Source organism: Ruegeria marisrubri (genome assembly GCF_001507595.1).
Classification (GTDB): Bacteria; Pseudomonadota; Alphaproteobacteria; order Rhodobacterales; family Rhodobacteraceae; genus Ruegeria; species Ruegeria marisrubri.
Genome location: NZ_LQBQ01000039.1, coordinates 23,862 through 49,376, shown reverse-complemented (window position 1 = coordinate 49,376; position 25,515 = coordinate 23,862). Strand labels below are relative to the sequence as shown.

Below are 25,515 nucleotides of genomic sequence, written 5' to 3'. Positions count from 1 at the left end.
TTTGAATCTGGTGCGGGTGAAGGGACTTGAACCCCCACGCCTTGCGGCGCCAGAACCTAAATCTGGTGCGTCTACCAATTCCGCCACACCCGCACGCGCAGGGCATGACCCTGCGTGGCGCGCTCAATACCAAAGCTTTCTACAGAGTGCGAGTGGGAATCTTGCGCACCGCGCGAATTGCCTGCCTCCTCTCCCCTGCCGCCCGCGCCGCAATGCACCCGGCGCGATCGCCAACGGAGCCGCAATTCAACCACACGACAACTGCCCCTGAGGGCGGACCGAAAGGGCGACCACAATTCGGCCTTATTCCAGGCGCCAAAAATTCTCATTCGGGTCAAACAAACACCGCCTTGAGGGTCATTCTGTCAAATATGGAGTTAATGAGTCCGTTTTCGCCACCCCGGCGATCTTGCCAGTTTTCACTCAACTCCGAATGAGGGCTTTTATCGTGGGCAAACAATTCGAAGCTGATGAAACAGAGCAGGAAACGATCCTCCTTGCTCGGCAAAGCTTCATTCGAGAGCTGAAAACTCTCAACCGCCAGTACCCCGGCACCGGCTTTGGTGTGTCGCTGCGCACGCATTCCGGAGAGCATTATCTTCTGGCCAATTCCCGGATGCCGTTGCCGGTCGACAAGTCCAGGGGCTTTCCCACCGGCCGGCGGGTGGCGTTTCTGGAAAACGGCGAACGGTTCCGGTCGGTCGAGGTGCTCGCCGACGCCCACGCCTATGAAAACCTTTCCCCACAGACCGAAGCAGAGATCCTGTTCGACGTGCTGGAGCTGATCGCCAGGATCGAGGCCCCCGCCGCCCGTCCGGCGGGACGTCGGAACGCCGAGGTCGAAAGAACAAATATCGCTACAGGCACCGGAGGCTAAGAAATGGCGCGCAATGACCATCTGCTGTCGGTCGGGAACGAGGCGCTTGCGCCGATGACCACGGCCATGTCCTCACTGACGTCTCAGATCGACCAGTTGACCGCTGTCGCCGATGCGCGTTCATCCGCGCGGCTGGCGTCGCTCAAGACCAAGATGGAGAACTTCGTCGCGAGCGTCACCTTCGTCGGTCAAGTCAAGGCCGGCAAGTCCTCGGTGGTGAACATCATGGCCGGGCATCCAGGCCTGCTGCCCTCGGACGTGAACCCGTGGACCTCGGTCGTCACCACGCTCAACATCAACACCAAGGCGCCGGGCGACACGAAGGCGCGGTTTACCTTCTTCGAGCAGGAAGAGTGGGACAACCTCACCGTCGGGGGCGGACGTCTGGGCGAGTTGGCCAACCGCGCCGGGGCCGACGACGAAATGGAGGACATCCGCCGCCAGATCGCCGAGATGAAGGAGAAATCCGAAGAACGCCTCGGCAAGCATTTCGACCTGATCCTCGGCCAGAGCCACCAGTACGACTACTTCGACGAAGAGCTGGTCCAGCGCTACGTCTGCCTGGGCGACGAGGATGATCCCGACATCAATCCCAAGACCGGCCGCTTTGCCGACGTGACCAAGGCCGCCGATCTGTTCATGGACATCCCGCAATACCCGATCGCCCTGAAACTGTGCGACACGCCGGGCGTCAACGACACGTTCATGGTGCGCGAGCAGATCACGCTGCGCAGCCTGCGCGGCTCCGAGGTTTGCGTGGTGGTTCTGGCCGCCAGCCAGGCCCTGACCACGATGGACATGGCGCTGATGCGGATCATCGCCCAGTTCGAAAACCGCCAGATCATCCTGTTCGTGAACCGCATCGACGAGTTGGAAGACCCGGTCAACCAGGTTCCGGAAATCCGCGACCGGATCACGGAGACCCTCAAGCAGAACAACATCTCGACCGATACCAGCGTGGTTTTCGGCAGCGCTCTCTGGGCCGAAGCGGCCCTGACCGGCGACCCCGACATCCTGACCGAAGACTCGCGCAAGGTGCTCAACAGGTTCTATCTGGCAGCCGGCTTCGGGTCCGAGGCCGCGTCGCTTGACAAGATCTGGGCCCTGTCGGGCTTCCCCGATCTGCTGCTGGCGATCAACGAGCGCATCGCCCAAGGCTCGGGCGCCCGCTTGATCGAACGCATTCGCAACCGGGCGCGCAACGTCGCCAGCCAGATCCGCGCGACCAGCGTGGCCAAGAACATGACGGGCGATGACAGCGTTCTGCGCGATCTCGACGGCATGCCGCCGGAAGAGGCCATTTCAAAGGTCATTTCGAGCTACGAAGACAAGGCATCCGAGTTGACGTCGGCGCTTCGCAAGAAGGTCATGGAGCGCCTTGCGGGTGCCGAGGCCAGCTTTGTCAAGCGGGCGACGGATTCCCTGATCGCCCATCTCGAGGAACACGGCGAGCAGGGCACATGGCAATACGAACCGGCCGGCCTGCGGACCTTGCAGAAGGCGGCGTATTTCAGCTTTGCCCGCGCCATGCGCAAGGAGGCAGGGGCGCTCTACACCTCAGCGGCCAAAGATATCGAGGCGATCTACCACCAGCTTCTCGGCAACCATCTGGGCGAATTCAGCATCGAGGCCCCGATCGTGCCGCGTGTTCCGCCGCCGCTGGGCATCGGCCGCACGATCGCGCTGGACCTGCAAAGCACCTGGTGGCGGCGATGGTGGCAGCGGCGAAAAGGGTTCGAGGCCTATGCGGCAGACTACACCCGCCTGATCGCATCCGAGGCGAACTCGATCACCAAGGACATCGAAGAAAACCAGATCGCGGCGGTCCTGGAAAATGTCCGGGCAACCTTGGCGGACTTCATGCGCGAGCAGAAAGAGACCCTGCTGAGCATCGCCCAATCCGCCGAACAGGGCTCGGACAATCCTGCCGGTCTGCTGGCCGGATTGCAGCCTGAAAAGTCACGGGACGAGATTCTCGGCGACATCCTGAAAGACCTGAGCACAGAAGCAGCGTGAGAAGACCAATGGCAAAAGAAAACAAAATCCGCTTCGTTTCTCGCCAGCAGCACGAACGCCTCGAGCAGTGGTCCCGCCGCAAGCCCGTGTTTGTGCTGATGGGGGAATTCAGCGCCGGCAAATCGACCCTGATGAATTTCCTGCTCAGACGACAGGCTCTGCCAACGCAGGTCACGGCGACTCAGCTGCCGCCGGTCTGGTTCTCGTGGGGCAGGCGACCCGCCTATGTGCAGCACCATGACGGCACCAAGCAGACGATCGAACTGGATCAGTTGAATGAGGTCGGCGTCAACGACGCGCAGTTCATCCGGATCTATCTCGAGGCGGACATACTCGAGGCGGTCGATCTGATCGACACGCCCGGCATTTCAGACCCGAATATCTCGTCGGATGTCTGGCAGCGTGCGGTGGGCCAGGCCAACGGGGTGCTGTGGTGCACCCACGCGACCCAGGCGTGGCGCGAAACCGAGCGCGCCATGTGGATCTCCTTGCCCGAGCGGGTCCAGCAGCACTCGCTTCTGCTGATCACCCGCGCGGACGCGCTCAACACCAAGGACCGCCAGAAGGTTCTGCGGCGCGTGAACCGCGAAACCGGATCTTTGTTCAACCGCTCCATCCTCTTTTCTGCCCGCGATGCGATCACCGCACGCGACAAGACCTGCGACGCCGAGCTTTGGGTCCGCAGCGGCGGCGGCAAGGTCATCGACAGCTTTCTGGAAATCACCGAAAGCATCATGGACCACAGGGCCGAACTGCTGGCACGCTACCATGTGGACGCGGGCACCGTTTCCCCCAGGAGGGAGGTCCCGGTCAAGGACCTCGAGGCCACCTTCGCCACCTCCGACTACCAACCGGAGGACCAGGTCTCGGCAGCCCCGCTCAAGCTGCTCAACCCGCTCTCCGAGGATGGCGCGGCCAGCGGGGAACCGGGGTCCATCACGAATTTCCCCATACGTCCGTCGCGCGTATCGCCTCGTGACGCGGACGCCTCCGACCGCTCGGCGCGACGCCGCATAGACGCCGCAGAGGCCGACAAGCTGCGCGCTCAGGTCAACCCTGAGCCCATCGTGGAAGAACACTCTGGCGTCACCGAGGATAGCTTGCGTGCGTTCTTCCGGGATTCGGCCGAAGGCGAAGAGACGCCTGATCTCGCGGACGCCACGGTTCAGGGGATGACCGGGGCATCGGATGTGATCGGCGATACCCCGGACATGTCCGATGATCTGCCGGATCTCGGCCCCGTCCAGCCTGGTCACGAGGAAGCCGAGCAACTGTCGAACGATCTGGCGGACCCGGCATCGCCGGCCGCACTGGACGAGGACGACAGCCTCGCAGATTTCGGCAAGTCGGCACAAGACATGGACGGGGCGGAAATTCTGCCGATTTCGCGCCTCATCAGGGACGCGGCCACGCATTCTGAAGGCGACGGCACGACTAAGGGTGAGACCGCACTGCACAACGCCCTGGAGTCGTCCGACGGAGCACTGCTGAGCGCCTCGCAGATGTGGAAGGCCGTCGTCGAAACCGGAGACCTGCCCGAGACCCGCCAAGAGCTTCTGGACGTGTTCGAACTGTTCCTGGAAGAGTTCGACCAAGTCGCAGCGGAACATCTGCCGCATGGGAACCTGGATGCGGACGAAGACGCCCGGCAGGATGGCGGGTTGAACGAGGCCGGATGGCGCGTCCTGTAACAAAAAGAGAAATCGTGATGGCGGCGGGATTGATCGTTCCGCCCCATGCCTTGCCATGTTAACGATCGGTCCGGCGCAGTTCGATACGCGCCGTATCTGAAGAAACCCGAAACGGATAGCCAGACGTCGCCATGTCCATTGAAACCGCACTGAAAGCCGCGATGGAAACCATCCCCGACTGCATCGCAGCCGGGTATGTCGACATGGGCACCGGGATGCTGCTGAGCGTCCAGGGCGAAGATCCGGAATGCGAGGCCGCGCTGGGCAATCTTGCGATCGCGGTGGCCAACCTGTTCCAGGGCCGCGGCGTGCAGGCGTTCGAAGAGATGCTCCGCGCCGCCGGCGCGCAGGATCCCGAGTCACCGGGTTTTGGCGAGATCGCCGTGTTCTCGAACGGCCGGTTGCACGTGTTCCTTCGAACGCCGCAATACCCGGACCACGTCGTCTGCTACATCTGCCGCGACAGCGCGAATCTCGGTCTTGCCCTGACAAAATCACATTTGAGCCTCGGACCGGTCGCGGCGGCGGTCTAGAGCGGGTTGAGAGGATGATGGGATGGTAGACACGCAAATACTCGACATGCTCGCCGAAATCGGCCGGTCCGTGTCGGCACGGGTGTCTCCTGCCGTGCATGTTCAGGGCGAGACCGCCGAACTGCGCCGCAGCGCCATTCTCAAGACGATTCGCGGCACCGTCCTGCCGCGCAGGCTCGAATTCACCGCGGCCAACGGCGATCTTCTTGCCCTCGAGGTCGGAAGCTCGCGCGTGACGGACGTGATCGAGGGCAGCCAGGGCGAGTTGCCCGATTTCGAGACCGATTCCCGAGAGGAAATCACCGAAAGGCTCGCCAGCCTCATTTCTGCGATCAGCAGTGCGCCGGCGCCGCTTGAACTGGTTTCCCTGCGCCCGGATACCGATCCCGATGCGGATGACGTCGGGATCACGATGAGCGAGATCGAAAAGGCCTGTGCGGCAATCGAGCTGCCCGGCGATCCGCGTGTCGCCGTCGTTTCGGACGATTCCGTGCCCGAATCCGCGCCCGAACCGGTCGCGGAGCCGCAAGACCGATCCCTGGCCCGGGACTTTTTTCAGGGTTCGGAACGCTTTGCCACCGGCCGTGTCCTGATCGACTCCAGCTCGTTGGAGCCGGTCGAATCCGACGGCCTGTGCAGCGCCGGCGCCCCGCTCTGCCCCAGCGCCGACGCGCTGGCCCAGTTCGCGCGGGATCTCGCCGGCTGGGACGCCGACAGCGCCTCGACCCTGACCCATCCCCAGCTGATCGTTCTGCGGCCCTCGGGCGGCAAGGCGGCGGGGCTCGCCATTTTCCGCGATGGCAGCCTTACCTCCGCTGCGGTGCACGAGACCCGCAAGCTGGGGGCCGTCGTGAGCCTGTGGAAAACACTTGCGGGTGGCTCGACATGAGGTTCCGCCCAACCGTTAAAATTGTTCCTGTCAAGAGTTGCCGGCGAATACGCCGTCAAAAGGTAGTGTCATGAGTGAAGCCAGTCGCCGGGAATTGATCCGGATAGCCGAAGAAATGAACGAGACGGCCAGCAGCGAAACCTGCCAGTTCATATCGCGCATCATCCGGGATCTGTCGGATCTCAAACCCGGCATTGCCTTCGTCGGTCAGATCAAGGCGGGCAAGTCACGTCTTATCAACGGCTTCACCGGTCAGGCCGATTTTCTGCCCTCGGACGTGAACCCCTGGACGACCGTGATCACCGACATGCATTTCGGTCACCCTTCGGGGCGGACATCCGGCGCCGAGTTCCATTTCTTCGACAACAAGCAGTGGCAGGCGCTGATCGCCGAGGGCGAGGAACTGCGCAACATGTTCCCCGACGACGAGGACAGCTACAAACGCGAGCTGATCGAAGAACAGGTCGAGGCGATGAAGACCCGCGCCCGGCTGCGTCTCGGCGACAGCTACGAGGCGCTGCTGGGTCAAAGCCACGACCTCGAGGACCTGACCTCGGAAGATCTGGCGCGCTATGTCTGTGCCGGGGACGAACCGGCCGAGGGCGAAGAGCAGGGCGGCGGATCCGATCGCGGACTTTACAGCGACGTGACCCGCAAGGCCGACGTCTATTTCGAGCTTGGCCATTTCCCGTTTCCGCTGACCGTGACCGATACCCCCGGCGTCAACGACCCACTGCTGATCCGCGAAGAAATCTCGCGGCAGTATCTCAGGGAATCGGATTTCTTCGTCGTCGTCCTGTCGGCGCACCAGGCGTTGTCGCAGGCGGATCTGAAGCTGTTTCGCCTGATGCAGGCATTGGAACTTGGGCAGATCGTTGTCTTCGTCAACCGGGTGGACGAGCTGGGCAACGGCGCAGAGGACGCGGAGATGGTGCGCGCCAGCGTCGAGGAAGGGCTGGAAAAGGCGCTGGGCCAGACGGACATCAAGGTGTTGATGGGCAGCGCCCAATGGGCACACTATGCCCTCACCGGAGATGACGGCGACATCGACCACAATCAGATCCTGGCATGGCTCCGGGCGCATCCCGAGCAGATGAGAACCTATCTCGACGGCGTTCAGGAGATGAAACAGGGGTCGGGCCCGATCAGCCGCGACGCGGTGCTGCGGCTGGCGGCGATGACGGCCTCCGGCCTGCCTGACCTGCGCAACCATGTCACCACGGCCCTTGCGGCCGGACCGCGCGGCGAGCAGTTGCAGATGGCGTGGCAGCATCTCGACAGCTTTGCCCGCGGCGAACTCGATCGCTGCGAAGCGAGGTTGCGGGCCCTGCAGCAAGAGACCGGCACGGAATCCTCCGAACAGGGCGGGAACAACAATGCGCTTGCCGCGCTGCGCGAGCTGGTCGCTGCGAAATCGGCCGAGTTGACCGAGGAGATGGACAACATTTTCGCAAACCTGCGCGGTCTGATGGACGACACGATCAGCGAGTCGGTGGCCCTGGTCGTTCGGGGCCCAGACGGAAAGTCGCCCCTGCTCGCGAAAGGTGGCGCGACAGAGCTGAATTTCACGGCTCTGCGTCAACGCATGCGGGAACTGCTCCTGGATGCGACGCAGGTCATCCGGCAACGGATGCTCAGCGAATTCTACGCCATCGACATGCAAAGCAACGCGGTTGTCCATGCCCTGCCCGGCTGGCAGGACTCGCCCGACAACAAGATGAACACAAGCGCCGTGCGCTGGTTCAAGCCCGACACGACGCCCCTGACCCGCGGCATCACGGTCGAATTGCGCGTCACCTGGCTGTCCCGCCTGATCTCGCGCAAGAATGTCGTGGACCGGGCCGAGACGATGATCATCGAGGAATTCGAGATGATCGGCGACGATCTTGTGGATACCGCGCGAACCGATCTGCTGGAGCGGATGGAAACGGTTCTGGAACACCACATGGCCCTGCTGGCAGGCCATCTCGAAAACCGGCCGGAACGGGGCCGGGCGAACCCACGGGCCGATGCCCAGGTCGCATTGAACCGCGCCCGAAGGATCGTGGAGGAACTCGGCTCCGTGTTTGGCCCGGTGGCCGAGGAAAAAAGACTGACGGAGGCAGCAGAGTGATCGAATTCCCAGGAACGGAACAGGAAGTGCGGCAACTGGAACGCTTTCTGTCTGCGACCGAAGAGGGTCCGGTTTCGAAAGAGCTCGACGCCCTGCGCGGCCGCGCCAAGGAACATGCCGAACGGCTGTCGAGCGCCGTCTCGATCGGCTTTGCCGGCGAATTCGGCGCCGGAAAGTCGAGTCTGGCGAACATGCTTGCCGGTGCCGACATTCTGCCAACCGGGCCGCAGCACCTGCCGCTGCCGCTGGTCATCGTGACCCACGCGGAAGAACCGGAAACCACGGTGGGCTGGTGGGACAAGCCGACAAAGACCTATGCCGGCGTGGCGCTCGAGAAAGCCGCGGCCGACGAGCCTGATTTCATCTCTGTCGGCGTGAACTCTCCGGCGCTGCGCGAGATCTCTCTGTTCGACCTGCCCGGCTCGGGCGCGCTGGATGACAGCTACAAGAAGACCCTTGAGCTTCTGAAATTCGTCGATTGCGCCATCTGGTGCACCAATGGAACCAACGCATGGCGGGAAACCGAGCGCCATCTCTGGTCGCAGGTTCCGCAGGAGCTGCGTGACAACAGCCTGCTGGTGGTCACCCATGCCGACCTTCCGACGGTGCGCGATTCACTCGATCGTGTTCTGGACCGATTGGAGAGCGAACGAGACGGCCTGTTCCAGTCGGTGATTCCGATCGGAACGCCGGTCGCCGTAAAGGCAATGTCCAATGAGCCCGAACCGGATTTCGCCCTGTGGGAATCCTGCGGCGGGCAGCGTCTGGCGGAACAGGTTCTCGAAACCGCCTCGACCCGCCGCAAGCGGGATATCGCGGCGGCCCGGGCCGATATCGAAAACCTGTTCCTGCCTGCCCTGGCAGAGCTAGAACGCCAGACGGAGGCGGATGATCCCGAGACGCCGCGCCCAGAGGCAACCGCGCCCACGCTTCAGGACAGTCTCTCGACGGTCATGCCGCCCTTGTCGAACCCGGTCCTGCAGGACTGGCTGGATGCGATCGCGGGGATCTACGATGACCTCAAGGAATCTTCGGACATCCCCCCGGCCGATTTCCTGCGCAGTTGTCAGGAAATCGTCGAGGACTTTGCCGAGCGGCTGGAGAACGGCGCCGAGATCGACCCCGCGGCAGACTGGATTCCCCGCGAATTCGAAAAGGCGACGGATCTGTTGCTGCTGCTGCAATTCGAAAGCGGTGACGCCCCGCTCCGGGATGCTGTCAGCATCCTGACACAGCTTGGCGACAGCCTGGCATGGGCAGGTACCCTGGCCGCCGCCCCCCAGTCCAGGACGGGCACCTGACAGCGGCCTGTCTGGTCCGGCCGCGTTGCGCCGCTTCGAGGTCGAATCGAAGCCGGGAGAATCGCCCGCCATTGTTTCGAATTCGTTGACCAATCGCCGTTTTTTTGGGGAAGCCCCCCAATTTCCGGCACAAAAGAATCAATATATAGCGCCAAAGATTCAGGCTGACGCAATATGTTGATAGAGCCATTTTCCGATCCATAGTGACGCCACGGGGCGGCCCAAATTAGGACGCATTTGAGCAGTCTAACCGAGTCCTGAAAGGACTGCGGTTGATTTCGCCTTGAGCATCCGGGCCATTTGCCCCGTCATCCCGGCCGCAGAAACGAGTATTACGGGCAGGAAGAAATGAGCCACAACCAGGCTGTCGGACAAACGCATGACGCAAACCACATCGAAGGGTTGAAGCCGGGGGCAAAGCTCCTGCGCGGTCAGTATGAAATCATTCGATTTCTCAGCAACGGCGGTTTTGGGATCACCTATCTGGCGCGTGACAGCCTCGACCGCGACGTGGTGATCAAGGAATGCTATCCCGGCGCGCTGTGCTGCCGGAACGGCGATGCTGTCGAGGCGATCGACCCGGCGCACAAGGACGATCTGCGCGCGATCATCGACCTGTTCATCCAGGAAGCCCGCAACCATGCGCGGCTGGTGCACCCCAATATCGTGGATGTGCACCAGGTGTTCGAGGACAACCAGACCGCCTATATCGCGATGGACCTGATCCGGGGCTGCGACCTGCTGGATTATGTTCAGGACCCGCTGAAAAAGACCTCTCCCGACTTCATCGTCCAGGTGACGGAGAAAATGCTGTCGGCGGTGTCGTTCATCCATGACAGCGGCATGCTGCACCGCGACATCTCGCCGGACAACATCCTGATCGACGAGCACGGAGAGCCGATCCTGATCGATTTCGGCGCCGCCCGCGAGCAGGCCGCCAACCAGAACGCCGCCCTGCTGACGCTGCGTGTCATCAAGGACGGGTATTCACCGCATGAATTCTATGTTCGGGGTTCCCAGCAGGGTCCCAGCAGCGACCTGTATCTGCTTGCTGCCACGCTCTATCACACCATCAGCGGCGAGCGTCCGGTTGACGGCCAGACACGCCTCAATGCCTTCAACACCGGCCAGCCCGACCCCTATGTGCCGCTGGCCGGGCGGTTCCAGGGCTACCCGAAGGGTTTCCTCGAAGCGATCGACAAGGCGATGGAGGTTCATGCGGCGGACAGGCTGCAAACCGCCCTGGACTGGTTGCGCATGTTCCGCGGGCCCGGCGTTGTCTTCGAAACCTTCGGCTATCGACCCGTTTCGGTGATCGTCGCGGTCGACCGCGAGGACGAAGAGGAACTGAGCGAAGCAGAAAAAGAGCGCATACGGGCAGAGACCGAAAACGCCGAGGCCGTCGTAAACGCCCTGCTGGCCGGCAACCCGGACATTGCCCTGAATGCCGAGGAGGAAGCAGCGCAGGCAAAGACCGGGTTCACCGGCAAGGAAGAGCCCTTGGCGGCCGTCGATACGGTGGTTCAGAGCGGAGGGCGCAGCAAGGGCACAGTGCTTGCCGGGGTTGCGGCAGTGATCGTCGCATTCGCGGCGGGTGGCATCTTTGCCCTGTCCGGCGGCGATCGCGGAAAGCCGGCGGACTCTGCGGGCGCACCGGTCGAACCAGCGGAATCCATCGCCGTTTCCGGGGCGGAACCGCCCGTCGGCAACCCCGAAGAAGAAGCAGCGGCTGCAGAAGACGTTCAGACCGCCGCGACCGAGGCCACCGTCGAACCAGAAACCGTTGCACAGGAAGCCGGTACACCGAAAACCACCGGCCAACCCCTCGCCGAACAGCCCGCCGCCGCGCCGGCCGCCAAAGAAACCGCGGCCGTGGCCCCTGCCCAGGCAGGCGAAGAGACCGCGCCCGAGGCCGTCAGCGTTGCCGAGCCGGTCGAGGAGCCCGCGGCAAGGCTGGAAGAGGCCGCTTCGGCCCCGGCCGAGCCGGTGAACCTGAAAGAGGATCAGGTGGCATTCGCGCATTGGGACATCGACCCGCCCTTCACCACCAGCATCCGCCGCCTGTCCACCGCCAACGTGGTGGCCATCACCGGCGTGGATCCCCAGGCCGACATGTCGGTGGTAGGTGACTGGGTCAGCAAGGGCGATGTCATCTACACGCTGAACGGCGAGCCGGTCCGCGATGGCGCCACGTTCGCAACCCAGGTTCTCGACAATCTCAACGTGGATCCCGACGGCCATATCCGCGTGGTCGCCCGCTATCGTCCTATGGGTGAAACCAAGGTCGTCAACGGCCTGCTGGCCCTGCCCGCGGTCAGGGTGTTCGGGCTGGCAAACGGCGTCACCCTTGCGGCCACAAGCGACGGCAACGGCACCTGGAGCACAAAGGTCACACAAATCGGAGCCGCCGACACAAGCGATCTGAATACTGGCGATGTTCTTCTGAACGAAGCCATTACGGGCCAGCAGATCGACACTTCGGAAAGCCTGGACAAGATCCTTGCGGCGCTCGTTGCCGAAGGCCAGTCCGAGGCGCGCCTGACAGTGCTGCGCAACGGCGCCGAAGTCGAAGCGACCATGCGACTGGCCGAGGAGTGATGAGACCGGTGCAATAGATATCCGCCAGCGTGTTGTTGCTGCGGGGGGCGCCCAGGGCACCACCCGGACGGGGAACCGGCCCCGGCGCGGAGAGTGAAGGTTCTTTGGGTATCTCGTGACACGTTCGTTTCCGTGGACGCCAAGCGGCGCGGCGGACAGGTAGCAGCCCCACGTGACGCAAGTTTCGTGGCCAGACATCGGAAGGTATCGACACCATGTTCAAATACAAAAGCCCACTCAGCCGGCTTCTCGAAGGTGGCGGAAAAACCAGGGACGCTGCAGAGGACGCCTCCACCCCGCCCGAAGCCGAAAAGCCGGAACCGATCGCCGACTTCAACGCCCTGCGGGCGGTCCTGACCGGGGGCAACGCTCCGCAGGAGGCATACGATGACTCCGACGAGTTGATCCCCGAGGAAACCATGCCGGAATTCGACGAGGCCGCGCCGGAAGCCGGCGAAGCCGAGTCGGAAGCCGAAACCGAGGAAGCCCTTGACGTCGCCGAGGCCGAAGAGGTCGAGACGGAAGAAATTTCCGACAAAGACGAAGCTGACGAAACCGAGCAGGTCGTGACGCTTCACATGAACGAGGCGCCTGCCCAGACAGACACGCCGAAGCCGGCGGCGGAGGTCCAGTCCGAGCCCGAGGCTCCAGCGGCGACGGATCCCGAGCCGGCATACGACGAGGTGATCTCGGCGGCGGTCGCGGCCACTGCAGCCAAGCCGGAACCTGAAACTCCCGAGCCCCAGCCCGCCGCCCCCGCCGAAGACCGCCGGGGCCGGGTCAAGACCACGTTCCTGGGCTTCGAACGGCCTGACACCCATGTGCAGGACCTGATGGACGGCAGCCCGGTGGCGAAAGCCACGGTCGCCCAGGCGACCTACCCCGTCGGCTGGCTGGTCATCACATCCGGCCCCGGACGCGGCACCGCCATCGTTCTGACCGAGGGGCTGATGCAGATCGGGCGCAACGACGATCAGGCCATTCAGCTCGATTTCGGCGACACCGGCATTTCGCGCAGCAACCATGCGGTCATCGCCTATGACCCGGAAGACCGGAAATGCTATCTGGGCCATGGCGGCAAGGCCAACCTCGTGCGCCTGAACGGCGGCCCGGTCCTCAGCACCGTGCCCCTGTCTCATGGCGACACGATCCGCATCAGCGAAACCTCCATGCGTTTCGTTGCGTTCTGCGACGAAACCTTCGACTGGCGGGACGCCTGATAGATGCTGGCCTTTCCGGCATATGACATCGCGCTGCTCACCGACCGTGGGCAGCGTGACACACAGGAAGACGCGATCGCCGCAAGGGTCTTTGATGCCGCGAAGGCCGGCTATGTGGTGATCGCAGACGGCATGGGCGGCCACGACGCCGGAGAGGTCGCCTCGGGTCTGGCGATTTCCTCCTGGCGCGACGTGCTCGACGATCTGCTCGAAGACGGGACGCCTTCCCAGAACGCGCTGCTTGACGCCCTTCCGCTGGCGGCGATGCAGGCAAACATCAACCTGGCGGGGCACCTGGAGAAACAGCAAGGCGGTTTCCGGATGGGCACCACCCTGCTGGGGGTCCTGCTGCTCGGGTCGCGCCTGTTCTGGATTTCGATTGGCGACAGCCCCCTTTACCTGTTCCGCGACGGGCGCCTGGTGCAGATCAACGAGGACCACTCGATGGCGCCGGTGATCGACGCGCAGGCCAAAGAGGGGCTGATTTCGGCCGAAGAGGCCCGGAGCCACCCGCAGCGGAACCAGCTGACTTCGGTCATCATGGGCGGTGCGATCCCCAAGGTGGACTGCCCCGAAACGCCCTTGGACCTGCGGCCGGGCGACATCGTCATCGCGGCCAGTGACGGCCTGCAATATCTCGATGACGGCGCCCTCCAGACAATTCTGCGAGAACAGGGAGAGAACCTTGCTCAGGACATTGCCTATGCCTTGTTCAGTGAACTCGTCAAACTGGGCGATCCCGACCAGGACAACGTGTCGATCGCGGTGATCAAGCCAGCAAGCATCTAATCCACGAAAGAAACGGGAACCATGAAGAAGTATCTGTTCGTATCCAGCCTGGCTCTGGTCGCGGCGGCTGGTTCAGCCTTCGCGCAAGAGGCCTGCTCGAGCTACGTCATCCAGCGTGGCGACACCTTGCGCCAGTTGGCCCTGCGGGTCTATGGCACCGAGGACTACCGGCCGATCTACGACGCCAACCGGGACACCATCGGCAAGAACCCCAACATCATCCGCCTTGGCGACACGCTGCAGATGCCCTGCGTCACCGCCGAGGCGGGACCCGCAGCGGTAGCGGAAACGGAGGCCGAACGCATGGCCGCCGATATGGCCGCCGAATTGATCCGCGCGGCCGAGGAACGCGCCGCCAAGGCGATCGCCGAGGCCGAGGCCCGCGTCGCGGCCGCCGAGGAAGAGGCGCGCAAGGCGAGCGAGGAAGCCGTCATCGCGGCCAGGGCCGCCGCCAGGGCGGAAATCGAGCAGGCCCGTGCCGAAGGCGCGGCGCTGATCCGCGAGGCCGGCGACGAGGAACGCCCGGCGATCCGCGACCGTCAGCTGTTGCTCATCACGGGCGGCGGATACGCCCCCTTCACCGATGAATCCCTGCCCAACCGCGGACTCTATACCAAGCTGGTGGAAACCGCATTTCTGCGTGCCGCGCCCGAGCAGGCCTACAAGATCCAGTTCGTGAACGACTGGAACTCGCATCTGGACCTGCTGATGCCGACGCTGGCCTTCGATGCGACCTTCCCGTGGTCGCGCCCCAATTGCGAAGAGGCCGAGACCCTGTCGGAAAGCGACCGCAACCGGTGCGAGACCTACAATTTCTCCAAACCCTTCTACGAGGTGGTGGACACGTTCTTCGCCCTCGACGGCTCGGGCTATGAAACGACGCTGACCTATGCCGATTTCGCCGGTGCCACGATCTGCCGTCCCGAAGGCTGGTCGCTGTCGCACATGGATGCCGTCGGCCTTTACGAACCCGCGATCAAGCTGTTCCGGCCGCTTTCCCCGGACGAGTGCTTCCACGCGGTGATGGACGGGCGCGCCGACATCGTCGCCGTCGAGGCCCACCTGGCGGTCGATGCGATCAAGCGGCTCGGATACGAGCACCAGATCATCGAGAACCCCAACCTGGCGGCGATCAAGCCGCTGAACATCATGACCCATGTCGACAACCCGGATGGCGAGGCGATCCTCGAGACGCTGAACCAGGGACTGGAGATCATGCAGCAATCGGGCGAGTGGCGCGACATCGTCTCGACCGCCCTGCGCAATCAAATGGAAAGCGGCTGAGGCCCGCGACAGCGACACAGCACAAAATCTGGAGGAAGAAACATGCTCGAATTCACTCTCAAAAGGATTGCACTGGCAACGGCTGCCGCCGCAGCCCTTTCGGCAGGGGCGGCAAGCGCACAGGAAGCCTGTACGAACTACACCGTGACCGACGGGGACACGCTGGCCACCATTTCGATCGCCGCCTACGGCACGTCGAACTACCAGCCGATCTTCAACGCCAACCGGAACATCATCTCGAATCCGACCGAGCTGAAGCCGGGCCTGGTGCTGGCGCTGCCCTGTGAGGACGGCAGCCTGCCGAACGGCCAGAGCGCGCAGGAACTGATCGCCGCGGAAGAGGCGCGCAACGCCAGCAACCGCGTGTCCAACGTCTATGAACCCCCGATCAAGATCGTGACCGGCGGCAACTACGCGCCGTTCGCCGACGAGGATCTGACCGGCGGCGGTTTCCTCGTGCGTCTGGCGACGACCGCGCTGAACCGTGCCGGCAACAGCCGCGACTATTCGGTCAGCTTCGTCAACGACTGGAGCGCGCATCTCGATACGCTGCTGCCGCTGGGCGCCTTCGACGTGTCGCTGGCATGGTACATCCCCGACTGCAGCAACCGCAGCTATGAATGGTCGGAAGAGACCAACAAGCGCTGCACGCAGTTCGACTCGACCGTCAGCGTCTATGACACGGTCATCGGATTCTACACCCTGCCCGACAGCGAATACGCCAAGGCCCGCTCCTTCGAGGACTTCAAGGGCGCGACGGTCTGCCGGATGGATGGCTGGTTCACGCACGACCTCGAAGAAAACGGCGTCTACGAGCCGAACGTGACGCTGCTGCGGCCCGTCACCGCGACCGAATGCATGGATGCGGTTCTGACCGGTGTGGCCGATGTGGCCTCCTTCGAGGTTCAGCTGGCCGCCGACGCCATGAGCGACATGGGCCTGACGCCGAACGACATCGTCGAGAACCCCTTCGTCAACACCGTTGCCGGTCTGCGTTTCGTCACCCACCGGACCAACCCGTTCGGCCGTCAATACGTGGCGATGCTGAACCGCGGTCTGAACGAGATGCGCGAATCCGGCGAATGGTACGCGATCATTTCGGACACGCTGCGCGAGCACAACGAAAAGCTGACCGCCTCGAATTGAACGTCCACTCGCACGATTCGGAAATCCGGGCCAGTCATATGACTGGCCCTTTCTTGTTCATGAGCAGACATATATGCTGAAATCACCCAAAGATTGCAAAATTTCCAACCCGCTCTACGGGAAACCCCTAATGTTCAGGGCGGAGCTTTCTGCTAGGGTGAAAGGCATGGAATTCCGGTCCGGCATTACCGTACCACTCACTCAGAAAGGGGCTGGCATATGGGGTGCCGGCCCCTTTCTCGTTTCGTCACCGCTCCGGGGAACCGTCGGAGGCCGCAACAGCCGGGCTGCGGTATCGGCCCCAATCCGCGTTCACTTCATCCCGACGACATTCCGCACCGCGATGCGGAACACGTCCTGAACCGGCGTCGCAACCGCATCCGGCCGCGTCATGAGGCCGACGGGGCCTTGGGTAATCTCGGTGTCGAAGGGCAGTTTGACCAGCCGCCCTTCGGCAATCTCGTTGGCGACGACGCCGCTGGAAATGATCCAGACGGCATCGGACTGGCGAGTATATACCCGGCCGAAAGCACCCGAGACGGTTTCCAGACGGTTGGCGATTTCGCCGATGCCATTGGCGATCAGATAGCGTTCGACCAGCGGGCGGATGGCTGACCCCTCGGGCGGATAGATGACCTGCCACTCGGCGATCCGCCGCAGTTCCGGCTTGTCCAGCAACGGATGTCCGGGGCGGACGACGAACAGCACCTGCTCGTTGTAGAGCTGCGTGAAGGAAATCCCCTGCATGGTTTCCGGGCGGCCCAGCCGGCCGAGAACCAGATCCAGCTCTCCCAGTCTCAGGCGATCGACCAGATACCCGTGCGGACCATCCATGATCCGCAGGATCGCGTCCGGGGCCAGCGCCGCGAATTCGGTGGCGACCTTCGGCATCAGCCAGGCCGCCACGCTGGGCAGCGCGCCAACCGTCAACCTCTCCTTTTCGCGCCGGCCCGCGCGCTCGACCCCGTCCAGCCCCTGCTGCAGGCTGGCCAGCGACATCTGGGCGAAATGCAGAAAGACCTGCCCTTCCTTCGTCAGGGCCACGCCCGACCGGCTGCGCTCCATCAGGGTCGCGCCGATGATCTCTTCCAGTTCTTTCAGCGTTTTCGAAATCGCCGGCTGCGTCAGGAACAGCTTTTCCGCGGCAAGCTTGAGGCTCTTTTCCCGCGCGATTTCCACGAAACACTGGACATGGCGGAACTTGATGCGTCGGTCGATCACTTGGTTTCCGTTTTTGGCAAGTTTATCGCAAAATATCTCATTTTACTTGACCATCGCAATCATTCACCCTCTCGGCTGAGGAGGTCCAGCATGAAAACACAGGTCGTCATCATCGGCGGTGGCCCGTCGGGCCTGCTGCTCAGCCAGCTTCTGCACCGCAAGGGCATCGACAGCGTGGTTCTGGAACGCAGGACCCGCGACTATGTGCTGAGCCGGATCCGCGCGGGCATTCTCGAGGTCGGGTTCGTCAACCTGATGCGCGAGGCGGGCGTGGGCGCCCGGATGGACAAGGAATGCTTCATCCATGACGGCACGGTCATTTCCTATGGCGACCAGCAGTTCCGCATCGATTTCGAGGATCTGACCGGCAGCCATGTGGTCGTCTATGGCCAGACCGAGGTGACGCGCGACCTCTACGATGCGCGCGAGGCGATGGGCGGCAAGATCGTCTTCAACACCGATCACGTCGAAATCCACGATGCCGACACCGACAAACCATACGTGACCTATGAGGTCGACGGCACCGAACACCGGATCGACTGCGAATTCGTGGCGGGCTGCGACGGGTTCCACGGCGTCAGCCGCCAAACCATCCCCCTGACCGTGCGGCGGGAATACGAGAAAGTGTATCCCTTTGGCTGGCTGGGCGTGCTGTCGGAAACGCCCCCCGTCCATGACGAGCTGATCTATGCCAGTTCGGAGCGCGGTTTCGCGCTCTGCTCGATGCGCAACGCCAATCTCAGCCGCTACTACATCCAGTGCTCGCTGTCCGACAGCCCCGAGGACTGGACCGACAAGGCCTTCTGGGCCGAACTCAAGCGCCGCATCCCGACCGAGGCCGCCGAACGGCTGGTCACCGGCCCCTCGATCGAGAAATCCATCGCGCCGCTGCGCTCGTTCGTGACCGAACCGATGCGCTGGGGGCGGCTGTTCCTGTGCGGCGATGCCGCCCATATCGTGCCGCCCACCGGGGCCAAGGGGCTGAACACGGCGGCCAGCGACATCCACTATCTCTATCACGCGCTGGTGCAGTTCTATGAAACCGGCGACCCCGAGGGCATCGTCCGCTATTCCGAAAAGGCGCTGGCGCGGATCTGGAAGGCCGAACGCTTCAGCTGGTGGATGACCAACCTGCTGCACCGCTTCCCCGATCAGTCCGAATTCGACCTCAAGATGCAGCGCGCCGATATCGAGTTCCTGCGCGAGAACCGCGCGGCGCAATCGGTTCTGGCGCAGAACTATGTGGGGCTGCCGTTCTGATGCGGCGCCCGGCGCAACCAACAGGAGGTGAGTGATGTCCGACCGCCATGAACGGGGCATGCAGGTGCGCCGCTGGGTTCTGGGCGACGCCCATGTGGACCGGGCCGAGGCAGCCAAGACCGCCTTTGACGAGCCGTTCCAGACCTTGATCACCGAAAGCGCCTGGGGCACGGTATGGGCCAGCGACGGGATCAGCCCGCGGGAGCGGTCGATGCTGACGCTGGCGCTTCTGGCCGCGCTGGGCAATTTCGACGAGATCCCAATGCATATCCGCGCCACCGCGCGCACCGGGGCCAGCAAACAGGACGTGCTCGAGGCGTTTCAGCATGTGGCCATCTATGCCGGGGTGCCGCGCGCCAACCAGGCGCTGAAGCTGGCCAAGCAGACCTATGCGGAGATGGAACAGGAATGACACCGGAAACGCGCACCCGCCCCGCCCTTCAGAGGAGAAAGCCGACATGCTGAAACCCGGCGAATTCTACCAGCGCGACCGCGAATGGCACCCGCCCGCCTATGCGCCCGACTACAAGACCTCGGTGTCGCGCTCGCCGAAATATTCGCTCATCAGCTTGGAAAACACGGCAAGCGAGATCACCGGGCCGGTCTTTGGACACAACGACATCGACCCGATCGACAACGATCTTCTGTCCAACTACGCCAAGCCCGGAGAAAGCCCGATCGGCGAGAGGATCATCCTGCATGGCCGGGTTCTGGACGAAAACGGCCGCCCGGTGCTGAACACGCTGGTCGAGATCTGGCAGGCCAATGCCGGCGGGCGCTATCGCCACAAGAAGGATACCTACCTTGCGCCGATCGACCCCAATTTCGGCGGCTGCGGCCGGACGCTGACCGACGAGAACGGCTATTACTATTTCCGCACGGTCAAGCCCGGCGCCTATCCGTGGCGCAACTGGGTCAACAACTGGCGGCCCGCCCATATCCACATGTCGATCTTCGGCACCGCCTTCGCCCAGCGCCTGATCACCCAGTGCTATTTCGAGGGCGACCCGCTGATCGCCAGATGCCCGATCGTGAACACGATCCCCGACCCCGAGGCCATCGAAAGGCTGGTCGCGCCGCTGGATCTGAACGCCACGATCCCGCTCGACAGCATCGCCTACAAGTTCGACGTGGTCCTGCGCGGGCGCCGCTCGACCCTGTTCGAAAACCGTCTGGAGGGGAACTGAAGCGTTTTCGGACAAAGTGGGAACCGGTTTGCCGGTTCGAAAACGCGACAACGGAGAATACGATGCCGCAGAAACTCGACTACCTCAAGGAAACCCCGTCCCAGACCGCAGGCCCCTACGTGCATATCGGGCTGGCCCCGGGCGCGGCCGGCTTTGACATCTACCGGCAGGAACTGGGCTGGGACATCGCCGGCCCCAATGCCGAGGGCGAGCGCATCCGCGTCGAGGGCATCGTGATCGACGGCACCGGATCGCCGGTCAAGGACGTGATGCTCGAGGCGTGGCAGGCCAATTCCAAAGGCGTCTATGCCCACCCCGAACATCCCGGCGAGGTCGAAGAGGGGTTCCGCGGCTGGGGCCGGGTGATCACCGATTTCGAAACCGGCGAATGGGGCTTTGACACCGTCAAGCCCGGCCCGGTGCCAGGACGGTCGGGCACGATGATGGCCCCGCATATCAACCTCTGGATCGTCGCGCGCGGCATCAATGTCGGGCTCAATACGCGGCTCTATTTCAGCGACGAGGCCGAGGCCAATGCCGCCGACCCGGTGATCAACCTGATCGAGTGGGAGAACCGCCGCCAGACCCTGATCGCCCGGCGCATGGACCGGGACGGACAAATCGTCTATCGCTTCGACATCCGCCTGCAAGGCGAGAACGAGACCGTCTTCTTCGACATCTGACCCGGAGGCCGCATGTCCAAACCCTGCATCATCTGCGTCGCCATCACCGGCTCGGTTCCGACCAAGGCGAACAACCCGGCGGTGCCGATCACGGTCGAGGAACAGATCGAAAGCACGCATGAGGCCTTCGAGGCCGGCGCCAGCATCGCCCATTGCCATGTGCGCAATGACGACCAGACCCCCACCAGCGACCCCGAACGCTTTGCCCGTCTGGTCGAGGGGCTGAAGAAACACTGTCCCGGCATGATCATCCAGCTTTCGACCGGCGGGCGGTCGGGCGCCGGCAAGGAACGCGGCGGGATGCTGCCGCTCGGGCCCGACATGGCCTCGCTGTCGGTGGGCTCGAACAACTTTCCCACCCGCGTCTATGAAAACCCGCCCGACCTGATCGACTGGCTCGCCTCGGAAATGCGCCGCTACGAGATCACCCCCGAGATTGAGGCCTTCGACCTCAGCCACATCCTGCACGCCATCCGCCTGCACCAGCAGGGCGTGCTCTACGGCAAGCTCTATGTGCAGTTCGTCATGGGCGTGAAGAACGCCATGCCCGCCGACCGCGAGGTGTTCGATTTCTACGTCAACATCATGCGAACCCGCGCGCCCGAGGCGGAATGGTGCGCCGCCGGGATCGGCCCGAACCAGATCGTCGTCAACGAATGGGCCATCGCCGCCGGCGGGCACACCCGGACGGGACTCGAGGACAACATGCGGCTGGACAAGGGTACGCTCGCGCCCTCGAACGCGGCCCTTGTCAGACGCGCCGCGGATCTGTGCGAGAAATACGAACGCCCTGTCGCCACCTGGCAGCAGGCGCGCGAGATCCTCGGCCTGCGCCCCGTCGCGGCATAGCTCTGGGGCGGTGCCTTCCACGGCCCCGCCCCGTCACCGAATATTCTGTCCGGAGTCCGCCCCATGAACCGCCTCTATTACTCTCCCGCCTCGCCCTTTGCCCGCAAGGTGCGCGTCGCCATCCTTGAAAAAGGTCTGGAGGACCGGTTCGAACTGGTCGATGTGGCGACCTCGCCGCTGGACACCGACCCCGAGCTTGCCGCCCGCAACCCGTTGGGGAAAATTCCCTGCCTGCAATGCGCCGATGGCCGCGTGATCTATGACAGCCGCGTGATCCTGCGGTTCATCGACAGTCTCGGGGACGAGGTTCGGCTCTATCCTGACGGGGATGCGGCCTTTGACCGGCTGACGCTGGAAAGCCTGGCCGAAGGCGTGATCGAGGCCGCTCTGCTGTGCGTCTATGAACGGCGCTTCCGCGATGCGGCGCATGTCTCGGAGGCCTGGCTGGACGGGCAGGCGGAAAAGATCACCCGCGCGCTCGACTGGTTCGAGGCCCACGTCCCCGAGGCGCTGGACGACCGGTTCGATGCCGCCGCCATCGGCCTGGCCTGCGCGCTGGGCTATCTGGACTTCAGACAGCCGATCGATGACTGGCGCACCGGTCGCCCGCGTCTGACCACATGGTACAAAACGGTCTCAGAGCGCCCGTCGATTGTACAAACCAGACCAAACTGACGATTTCACCGGTCCAGCACCGGGAACCTATTGCGCAAACACCTCGCGCCAGCGCCGGATGAAGCGCGTGGCATTGGCCTGATCCACGGCAACCAGCAGCGAAGGCGACAACCGGATCGGTCGCCGCGCCGTCTCGTTGTCGGACGCGTCAGAACCGCTTTCATCCTCACCACCGCCCGAGATGAGAAAACTTCGGGCCATGGCGATCTTGCCTTCGGTCGATACCAGGTAGTCCAGAAAGGCGCCGGCCTCTGGCCGCACGTCGGGGCCGGGCAGCATCGCGGCGCGGGACAGAACGACCGTGTAGTCCCTGGGCTCGACGATGCCGAGCCTGCTATCAATGGCTGCAACCGAACGCGCGTAGGATCCCAGCACGTTGTAGGCGATCAGGTAGTCTCCCTCGATGACGCCTCCGATGATCTCGGCGGAACAGCAGGTCGCGATTGCCCCGGTGCGGGCGAAGGTCTCCATCAAGGCGCCGAAGGTGGAGGCTTCCTGCGAGTCGATGAAGGCGAAAAGGAAACCAAGCCCCGAGGCCTCGATGTCATAGGTCGCCACGCGCCCGGCATATCGCGAGTCCTGTGGGCGCAGCAGGTCCAGCAGGTCAAAGCGGGTCAGCGGCACCTCGTCCGGCGGAACAAGCGCGCGGTTGTAGACCATGACGGCCGGTTCACGCGTGATCCCCCACAGCTCGTCCCGCCATTTCAGACCCGAGGGCACGGCCTGGGTTGCCGGAGATCGCCACGAGGCCGCGCAGCGGTCGTTGACCAGCTTGACCATCTGATGCACGGCCGAACTGATGATGATATCGGCCGCCTTGCGTCCGCTGGCACAATCCTCGCGGCTGAGCGCATAGAGGTCGTTCGACCCCCACTGCTCGTAGAGGATTGCGACCCCGGGGGCGGTATCCAGAAAGGCTTCGACCGTGGGCGCGAAAATCGCGATGTCGGTGGTCGTGCGCAGGCGCAGGGTCACAGCGGCATCTTCGGGGCCGAAGCGTTGCACCGCCTCCTGCGCCGGGGCAGCCGAGGCGAACAGCAGGAAGCAAAGGGCGAAGCGGATCATCGGCCGTCCTCCGACGCGGTCAGAACGATCGAGATGCGAAATCCGCCTGCCCCTGCGTCCCACTCCAGCCTTCCTCCGAACGCTTCGGCGACGGCACCCGCGATGGACAACCCCAGACCCGCGCTTTCCCCGCGTGAGGCCGCGCTGCGCAGGAACCGTTCTCCGAGGCTTTCGAGAACCGCCTGGGACGGTCCCTCTCCGGCATCCGCCACCCACAGCATTGCCTTGCCATTCGACAAGTCGGCCCCGACCGTGACCGGCGCCCTGCCATGGGCAAGAGCATTCCCCAGCAGGTTCTTCGCCGCCTCTGTCAGCGAGATTGCATCGGCCTTGACATTCACGGGCTCTGGCCCGACCTCGACGCGCACTTCGGTTCCCGGAGCGATCAGCATGTGGTCACCGGATTCCACGATGTCGAGCGCGATGTCGCGCAAATCGACGATCTCGCGCCGGGCACTTTCCAGCCGATGGATCACCAGCGCGCGGCTCAGCATCTGGTCCAGCAAGCGCCCAAGGCTGACCGTGCGACGGTGGATGCGCTCGACCAGGCGGTTGCGCCGCTCGGGGTTCTGCTCGTGCAGGGCCAGATCTGACTGCGCCCGCAGCGCCGCGACCGGGGTGCGCAACTGGTGCGCGGTGTCCGAGATCAGGTTTCGCATCGCATCGAATTGCTGGTCCAGCCTGCGCATGAACCCGTTGATCGCATTGGCGGTGACGGCGATTTCCCTCGGGCCGCGCGGGTCCAGCGGGGTCAGGTCCTGCGGATCCCTCGCCGCGATCGTACCCGCGAGATCGCCAAGAGGCCGAAGCGCGGAGCGAACCATCAGCAGCGCAAGCATGATGATGGCGGCTCCGCCCATGGCCAGACCGACCAGCGCATTGCGGGTGATGTCATAGGCCAGTTCATTCCGAGCCAGCAGCGTCTGTCCGACGATGACTTCGACATCACCCGACAGGCTGCGTTCGGCAAAGCGCCGCGTCAGGCGCAGGAACCGCGCGGGCTCTCCCTTGAAACCGGCGTCGAAAAAGGCCTCGTCCGGCCCCGGCTGCTGCGCCCGGGTCGGCACCGGCAGGTCGTCGTATCCGGTCAGGACCCGACCATCGACCCCGCGGACCTGATAGGCGATCCGGTCGTCCTTCGCGAGCGCGAGCAGTTCGAAGGCCGAAACCGGCAGGTCGATCACCAACTCGCCATCGCTGATCGAGATGGACTCGGCGATGTCATTGGCGGCACCGACCAGCAAGCGGTCGAACGCCTCGCGCGCGGCGACCCGGCCATAGGCAAAAGCCGCCAAAGCCAAAACGACGCCGCCGACAAGCAACAGCGCCACCAGACCGATGGCGAGGCGCGAGGTGAGCGACAGGCTGCGCCCGTTTGGGGCTGGATCAGTCATCGACTTCCAGCTTGTAGCCAAGCCCCCGCAGCGTCCGGATACCGACCCCGGAATTGACCAGTTTCTTGCGCAGCCGTGCGACGTAAAGTTCGATCGCGTTCACCCCCACGGCCGCATCATCAAAGGAATACAGCCCTTCGAGCAGCCGTTCCTTGCTGAGAACCTGGTCGCGCTGGCGCACGAACATGCCCAGCAGCGCAAATTCACGGCGGGTCAGGTCCAGCCTTTCGCCATCTGCGCGGACGACACCCGAGACCGCATTGTAGCTGAGCCTGCCGATCACGGTATCGCCGGACTTGTCGGCCTGCTGGCGCCGCGCCATCGCATGCAGCCGCGCCTCGAGTTCTCGGTGATCGAAGGGTTTGACCAAGTAGTCGTCGGCGCCCAGCGCAAAGGCCGAAACCTTGTCATCGACGGAAAACTGCGCCGTCAGCATTAGCACGGGCACGTTGTTGCCGCCCCTGCGGAGGTTGCGCAGCAGATCGGTGCCCGAACCGTCGGGCAGGTTGATATCGAGGATCACCACGTCGTAGCGCTGAACGGCCAGGCAGTCCCCGGCCTCGGCGACATTGGCCGCCAGGTCGCAGGCAATCCCGTTCCGGGCCAGATGGCCTTGCGTGGCCTCGGCCAGGTCCACCGCGTCCTCGACAAGCAATATGCGCATCCACCCCTCCGTCTGCGGCCCAAAGGGTGTGACAGGTTCATGACAGGTTCAAGCCGTAAA

22 protein-coding genes and 1 tRNA gene are annotated in these 25,515 nt (G+C 63.7%); 18 read left to right on the top strand and 5 right to left on the bottom strand.

Features of this window, described 5'->3' with window-relative positions:
- Nucleotides 1–8 precede the first annotated feature (8 nt).
- Nucleotides 9–93, bottom strand: a tRNA-Leu gene (locus AVO45_RS18745).
- 340 nt (nt 94–433) lie between these two features.
- Between AVO45_RS18745 and AVO45_RS18740 the strand changes: the two genes are divergently transcribed.
- From AVO45_RS18740 to AVO45_RS18685, 12 genes are all read left to right on the top strand, one after another.
- The gene (locus tag AVO45_RS18740; protein ID WP_068350101.1) at nt 434–877 is read left to right on the top strand and encodes a hypothetical protein; all 444 of its coding nucleotides are present in this window, start codon (nt 434–436) and stop codon (nt 875–877) included.
- A gap of 3 nt (nt 878–880) precedes the next feature.
- A complete protein-coding gene (locus tag AVO45_RS18735) occupies nt 881–2,893 on the top strand; it encodes a dynamin family protein (RefSeq protein WP_068350099.1) in 2,013 nt (670 codons plus the stop codon).
- Nucleotides 2,894–2,901: 8 nt separating this feature from the next.
- Entirely contained in the window at nt 2,902–4,584 is a 1,683-nt protein-coding gene (locus AVO45_RS18730; RefSeq protein ID WP_068350098.1) for a dynamin family protein, read from the top strand.
- A 131-nt stretch (nt 4,585–4,715) separates the two neighbouring features.
- A complete protein-coding gene (locus AVO45_RS18725) occupies nt 4,716–5,117 on the top strand; it encodes a hypothetical protein (protein WP_068350096.1) in 402 nt (133 codons plus the stop codon).
- A gap of 22 nt (nt 5,118–5,139) precedes the next feature.
- The gene (locus tag AVO45_RS18720; RefSeq protein WP_068350095.1) at nt 5,140–6,006 is read left to right on the top strand and encodes a hypothetical protein; all 867 of its coding nucleotides are present in this window, start codon (nt 5,140–5,142) and stop codon (nt 6,004–6,006) included.
- Between the two features lie 70 nt (nt 6,007–6,076).
- On the top strand, nt 6,077–8,119 hold the full coding sequence (locus tag AVO45_RS18715) for a dynamin family protein (RefSeq protein ID WP_068350091.1): 2,043 nt from the start codon (nt 6,077–6,079) through the stop codon (nt 8,117–8,119).
- Nucleotides 8,116–9,420: a dynamin family protein gene (locus AVO45_RS18710; RefSeq protein ID WP_068350088.1), complete on the top strand. Its 1,305-nt coding sequence runs from the start codon at nt 8,116–8,118 to the stop codon at nt 9,418–9,420. Before AVO45_RS18715 ends, AVO45_RS18710 begins: the two co-directional genes overlap by 4 nt.
- Nucleotides 9,421–9,768: 348 nt before the next feature.
- Nucleotides 9,769–12,018: a protein kinase domain-containing protein gene (locus AVO45_RS18705; RefSeq protein WP_068350086.1), complete on the top strand. Its 2,250-nt coding sequence runs from the start codon at nt 9,769–9,771 to the stop codon at nt 12,016–12,018.
- A gap of 215 nt (nt 12,019–12,233) precedes the next feature.
- Entirely contained in the window at nt 12,234–13,238 is a 1,005-nt protein-coding gene (locus tag AVO45_RS18700) for an FHA domain-containing protein (RefSeq protein WP_068350084.1), read from the top strand.
- Nucleotides 13,239–13,241: 3 nt separating this feature from the next.
- Nucleotides 13,242–14,027 (top strand): PP2C family protein-serine/threonine phosphatase, encoded by a 786-nt coding sequence (locus AVO45_RS18695; protein WP_068350082.1) that lies wholly within the window; start codon nt 13,242–13,244, stop codon nt 14,025–14,027.
- A 21-nt stretch (nt 14,028–14,048) separates the two neighbouring features.
- A complete protein-coding gene (locus AVO45_RS18690; protein WP_068350081.1) occupies nt 14,049–15,311 on the top strand; it encodes a transporter substrate-binding domain-containing protein in 1,263 nt (420 codons plus the stop codon).
- Nucleotides 15,312–15,353: 42 nt separating this feature from the next.
- Nucleotides 15,354–16,457 (top strand): transporter substrate-binding domain-containing protein, encoded by a 1,104-nt coding sequence (locus AVO45_RS18685; RefSeq protein ID WP_068350080.1) that lies wholly within the window; start codon nt 15,354–15,356, stop codon nt 16,455–16,457.
- A gap of 312 nt (nt 16,458–16,769) precedes the next feature.
- Here the strand turns inward: AVO45_RS18685 and pcaQ are convergent, their stop codons facing one another.
- The gene (gene pcaQ, locus AVO45_RS18680; protein WP_068350079.1) at nt 16,770–17,678 is read right to left on the bottom strand and encodes a pca operon transcription factor PcaQ; all 909 of its coding nucleotides are present in this window, start codon (nt 17,676–17,678) and stop codon (nt 16,770–16,772) included.
- A gap of 90 nt (nt 17,679–17,768) precedes the next feature.
- Between pcaQ and pobA the strand changes: the two genes are divergently transcribed.
- From pobA to AVO45_RS18650, 6 genes are all read left to right on the top strand, one after another.
- The gene (pobA, locus tag AVO45_RS18675; protein WP_068350077.1) at nt 17,769–18,938 is read left to right on the top strand and encodes a 4-hydroxybenzoate 3-monooxygenase; all 1,170 of its coding nucleotides are present in this window, start codon (nt 17,769–17,771) and stop codon (nt 18,936–18,938) included.
- Nucleotides 18,939–18,972: 34 nt separating this feature from the next.
- A complete protein-coding gene (pcaC, locus tag AVO45_RS18670) occupies nt 18,973–19,350 on the top strand; it encodes a 4-carboxymuconolactone decarboxylase (protein ID WP_068350075.1) in 378 nt (125 codons plus the stop codon).
- 46 nt (nt 19,351–19,396) lie between these two features.
- The gene (gene pcaH, locus AVO45_RS18665; protein ID WP_068350073.1) at nt 19,397–20,125 is read left to right on the top strand and encodes a protocatechuate 3,4-dioxygenase subunit beta; all 729 of its coding nucleotides are present in this window, start codon (nt 19,397–19,399) and stop codon (nt 20,123–20,125) included.
- A 62-nt stretch (nt 20,126–20,187) separates the two neighbouring features.
- A complete protein-coding gene (gene pcaG / locus AVO45_RS18660) occupies nt 20,188–20,808 on the top strand; it encodes a protocatechuate 3,4-dioxygenase subunit alpha (protein ID WP_068350071.1) in 621 nt (206 codons plus the stop codon).
- A gap of 12 nt (nt 20,809–20,820) precedes the next feature.
- Nucleotides 20,821–21,657, top strand: a complete 837-nt coding sequence (locus tag AVO45_RS18655; protein ID WP_068350069.1) for a 3-oxoadipate:acetyl-CoA acetyltransferase — start codon at nt 20,821–20,823, stop codon at nt 21,655–21,657.
- 63 nt (nt 21,658–21,720) lie between these two features.
- Nucleotides 21,721–22,332: a glutathione S-transferase N-terminal domain-containing protein gene (locus AVO45_RS18650; RefSeq protein ID WP_068350067.1), complete on the top strand. Its 612-nt coding sequence runs from the start codon at nt 21,721–21,723 to the stop codon at nt 22,330–22,332.
- Between the two features lie 27 nt (nt 22,333–22,359).
- Here the strand turns inward: AVO45_RS18650 and AVO45_RS18645 are convergent, their stop codons facing one another.
- Genes AVO45_RS18645 through AVO45_RS18635 form a run of 3 tightly spaced genes read right to left on the bottom strand, consistent with a single transcriptional unit; the run spans nt 22,360 to nt 25,455 of the window.
- On the bottom strand, nt 22,360–23,397 hold the full coding sequence (locus tag AVO45_RS18645; protein ID WP_068350066.1) for an ABC transporter substrate-binding protein: 1,038 nt from the start codon (nt 23,395–23,397) through the stop codon (nt 22,360–22,362).
- Nucleotides 23,394–24,791, bottom strand: coding sequence for a sensor histidine kinase (locus AVO45_RS18640; RefSeq protein ID WP_068350065.1), 1,398 nt, complete (start codon nt 24,789–24,791; stop codon nt 23,394–23,396). The genes AVO45_RS18645 and AVO45_RS18640 overlap by 4 nt, the downstream gene beginning before the upstream one ends.
- Nucleotides 24,784–25,455, bottom strand: a complete 672-nt coding sequence (locus AVO45_RS18635; protein WP_068350064.1) for a response regulator transcription factor — start codon at nt 25,453–25,455, stop codon at nt 24,784–24,786. Before AVO45_RS18635 ends, AVO45_RS18640 begins: the two co-directional genes overlap by 8 nt.
- Nucleotides 25,456–25,515: the final 60 nt, after the last annotated feature.

Bases quoted from the DNA above. Each gene is read 5' to 3' on its own strand.
- AVO45_RS18740 (WP_068350101.1), top strand. From the start codon at position 434: ATGAGGGCTTTTATCGTGGGCAAACAATTCGAAGCTGATGAAACAGAG.
- AVO45_RS18735 (WP_068350099.1), top strand. From the start codon at position 881: ATGGCGCGCAATGACCATCTGCTGTCGGTCGGGAACGAGGCGCTTGCG.
- AVO45_RS18730 (WP_068350098.1), top strand. From the start codon at position 2,902: ATGGCAAAAGAAAACAAAATCCGCTTCGTTTCTCGCCAGCAGCACGAA.
- AVO45_RS18725 (WP_068350096.1), top strand. From the start codon at position 4,716: ATGTCCATTGAAACCGCACTGAAAGCCGCGATGGAAACCATCCCCGAC.
- AVO45_RS18720 (WP_068350095.1), top strand. From the start codon at position 5,140: ATGGTAGACACGCAAATACTCGACATGCTCGCCGAAATCGGCCGGTCC.
- AVO45_RS18715 (WP_068350091.1), top strand. From the start codon at position 6,077: ATGAGTGAAGCCAGTCGCCGGGAATTGATCCGGATAGCCGAAGAAATG.
- AVO45_RS18705 (WP_068350086.1), top strand. From the start codon at position 9,769: ATGAGCCACAACCAGGCTGTCGGACAAACGCATGACGCAAACCACATC.
- AVO45_RS18700 (WP_068350084.1), top strand. From the start codon at position 12,234: ATGTTCAAATACAAAAGCCCACTCAGCCGGCTTCTCGAAGGTGGCGGA.
- AVO45_RS18695 (WP_068350082.1), top strand. From the start codon at position 13,242: ATGCTGGCCTTTCCGGCATATGACATCGCGCTGCTCACCGACCGTGGG.
- AVO45_RS18690 (WP_068350081.1), top strand. From the start codon at position 14,049: ATGAAGAAGTATCTGTTCGTATCCAGCCTGGCTCTGGTCGCGGCGGCT.
- AVO45_RS18685 (WP_068350080.1), top strand. From the start codon at position 15,354: ATGCTCGAATTCACTCTCAAAAGGATTGCACTGGCAACGGCTGCCGCC.
- pobA (WP_068350077.1), top strand. From the start codon at position 17,769: ATGAAAACACAGGTCGTCATCATCGGCGGTGGCCCGTCGGGCCTGCTG.
- pcaC (WP_068350075.1), top strand. From the start codon at position 18,973: ATGTCCGACCGCCATGAACGGGGCATGCAGGTGCGCCGCTGGGTTCTG.
- pcaH (WP_068350073.1), top strand. From the start codon at position 19,397: ATGCTGAAACCCGGCGAATTCTACCAGCGCGACCGCGAATGGCACCCG.
- pcaG (WP_068350071.1), top strand. From the start codon at position 20,188: ATGCCGCAGAAACTCGACTACCTCAAGGAAACCCCGTCCCAGACCGCA.
- AVO45_RS18655 (WP_068350069.1), top strand. From the start codon at position 20,821: ATGTCCAAACCCTGCATCATCTGCGTCGCCATCACCGGCTCGGTTCCG.
- AVO45_RS18650 (WP_068350067.1), top strand. From the start codon at position 21,721: ATGAACCGCCTCTATTACTCTCCCGCCTCGCCCTTTGCCCGCAAGGTG.
- AVO45_RS18645 (WP_068350066.1), bottom strand. From the start codon at position 23,397: ATGATCCGCTTCGCCCTTTGCTTCCTGCTGTTCGCCTCGGCTGCCCCG.
- AVO45_RS18640 (WP_068350065.1), bottom strand. From the start codon at position 24,791: ATGACTGATCCAGCCCCAAACGGGCGCAGCCTGTCGCTCACCTCGCGC.
- AVO45_RS18635 (WP_068350064.1), bottom strand. From the start codon at position 25,455: ATGCGCATATTGCTTGTCGAGGACGCGGTGGACCTGGCCGAGGCCACG.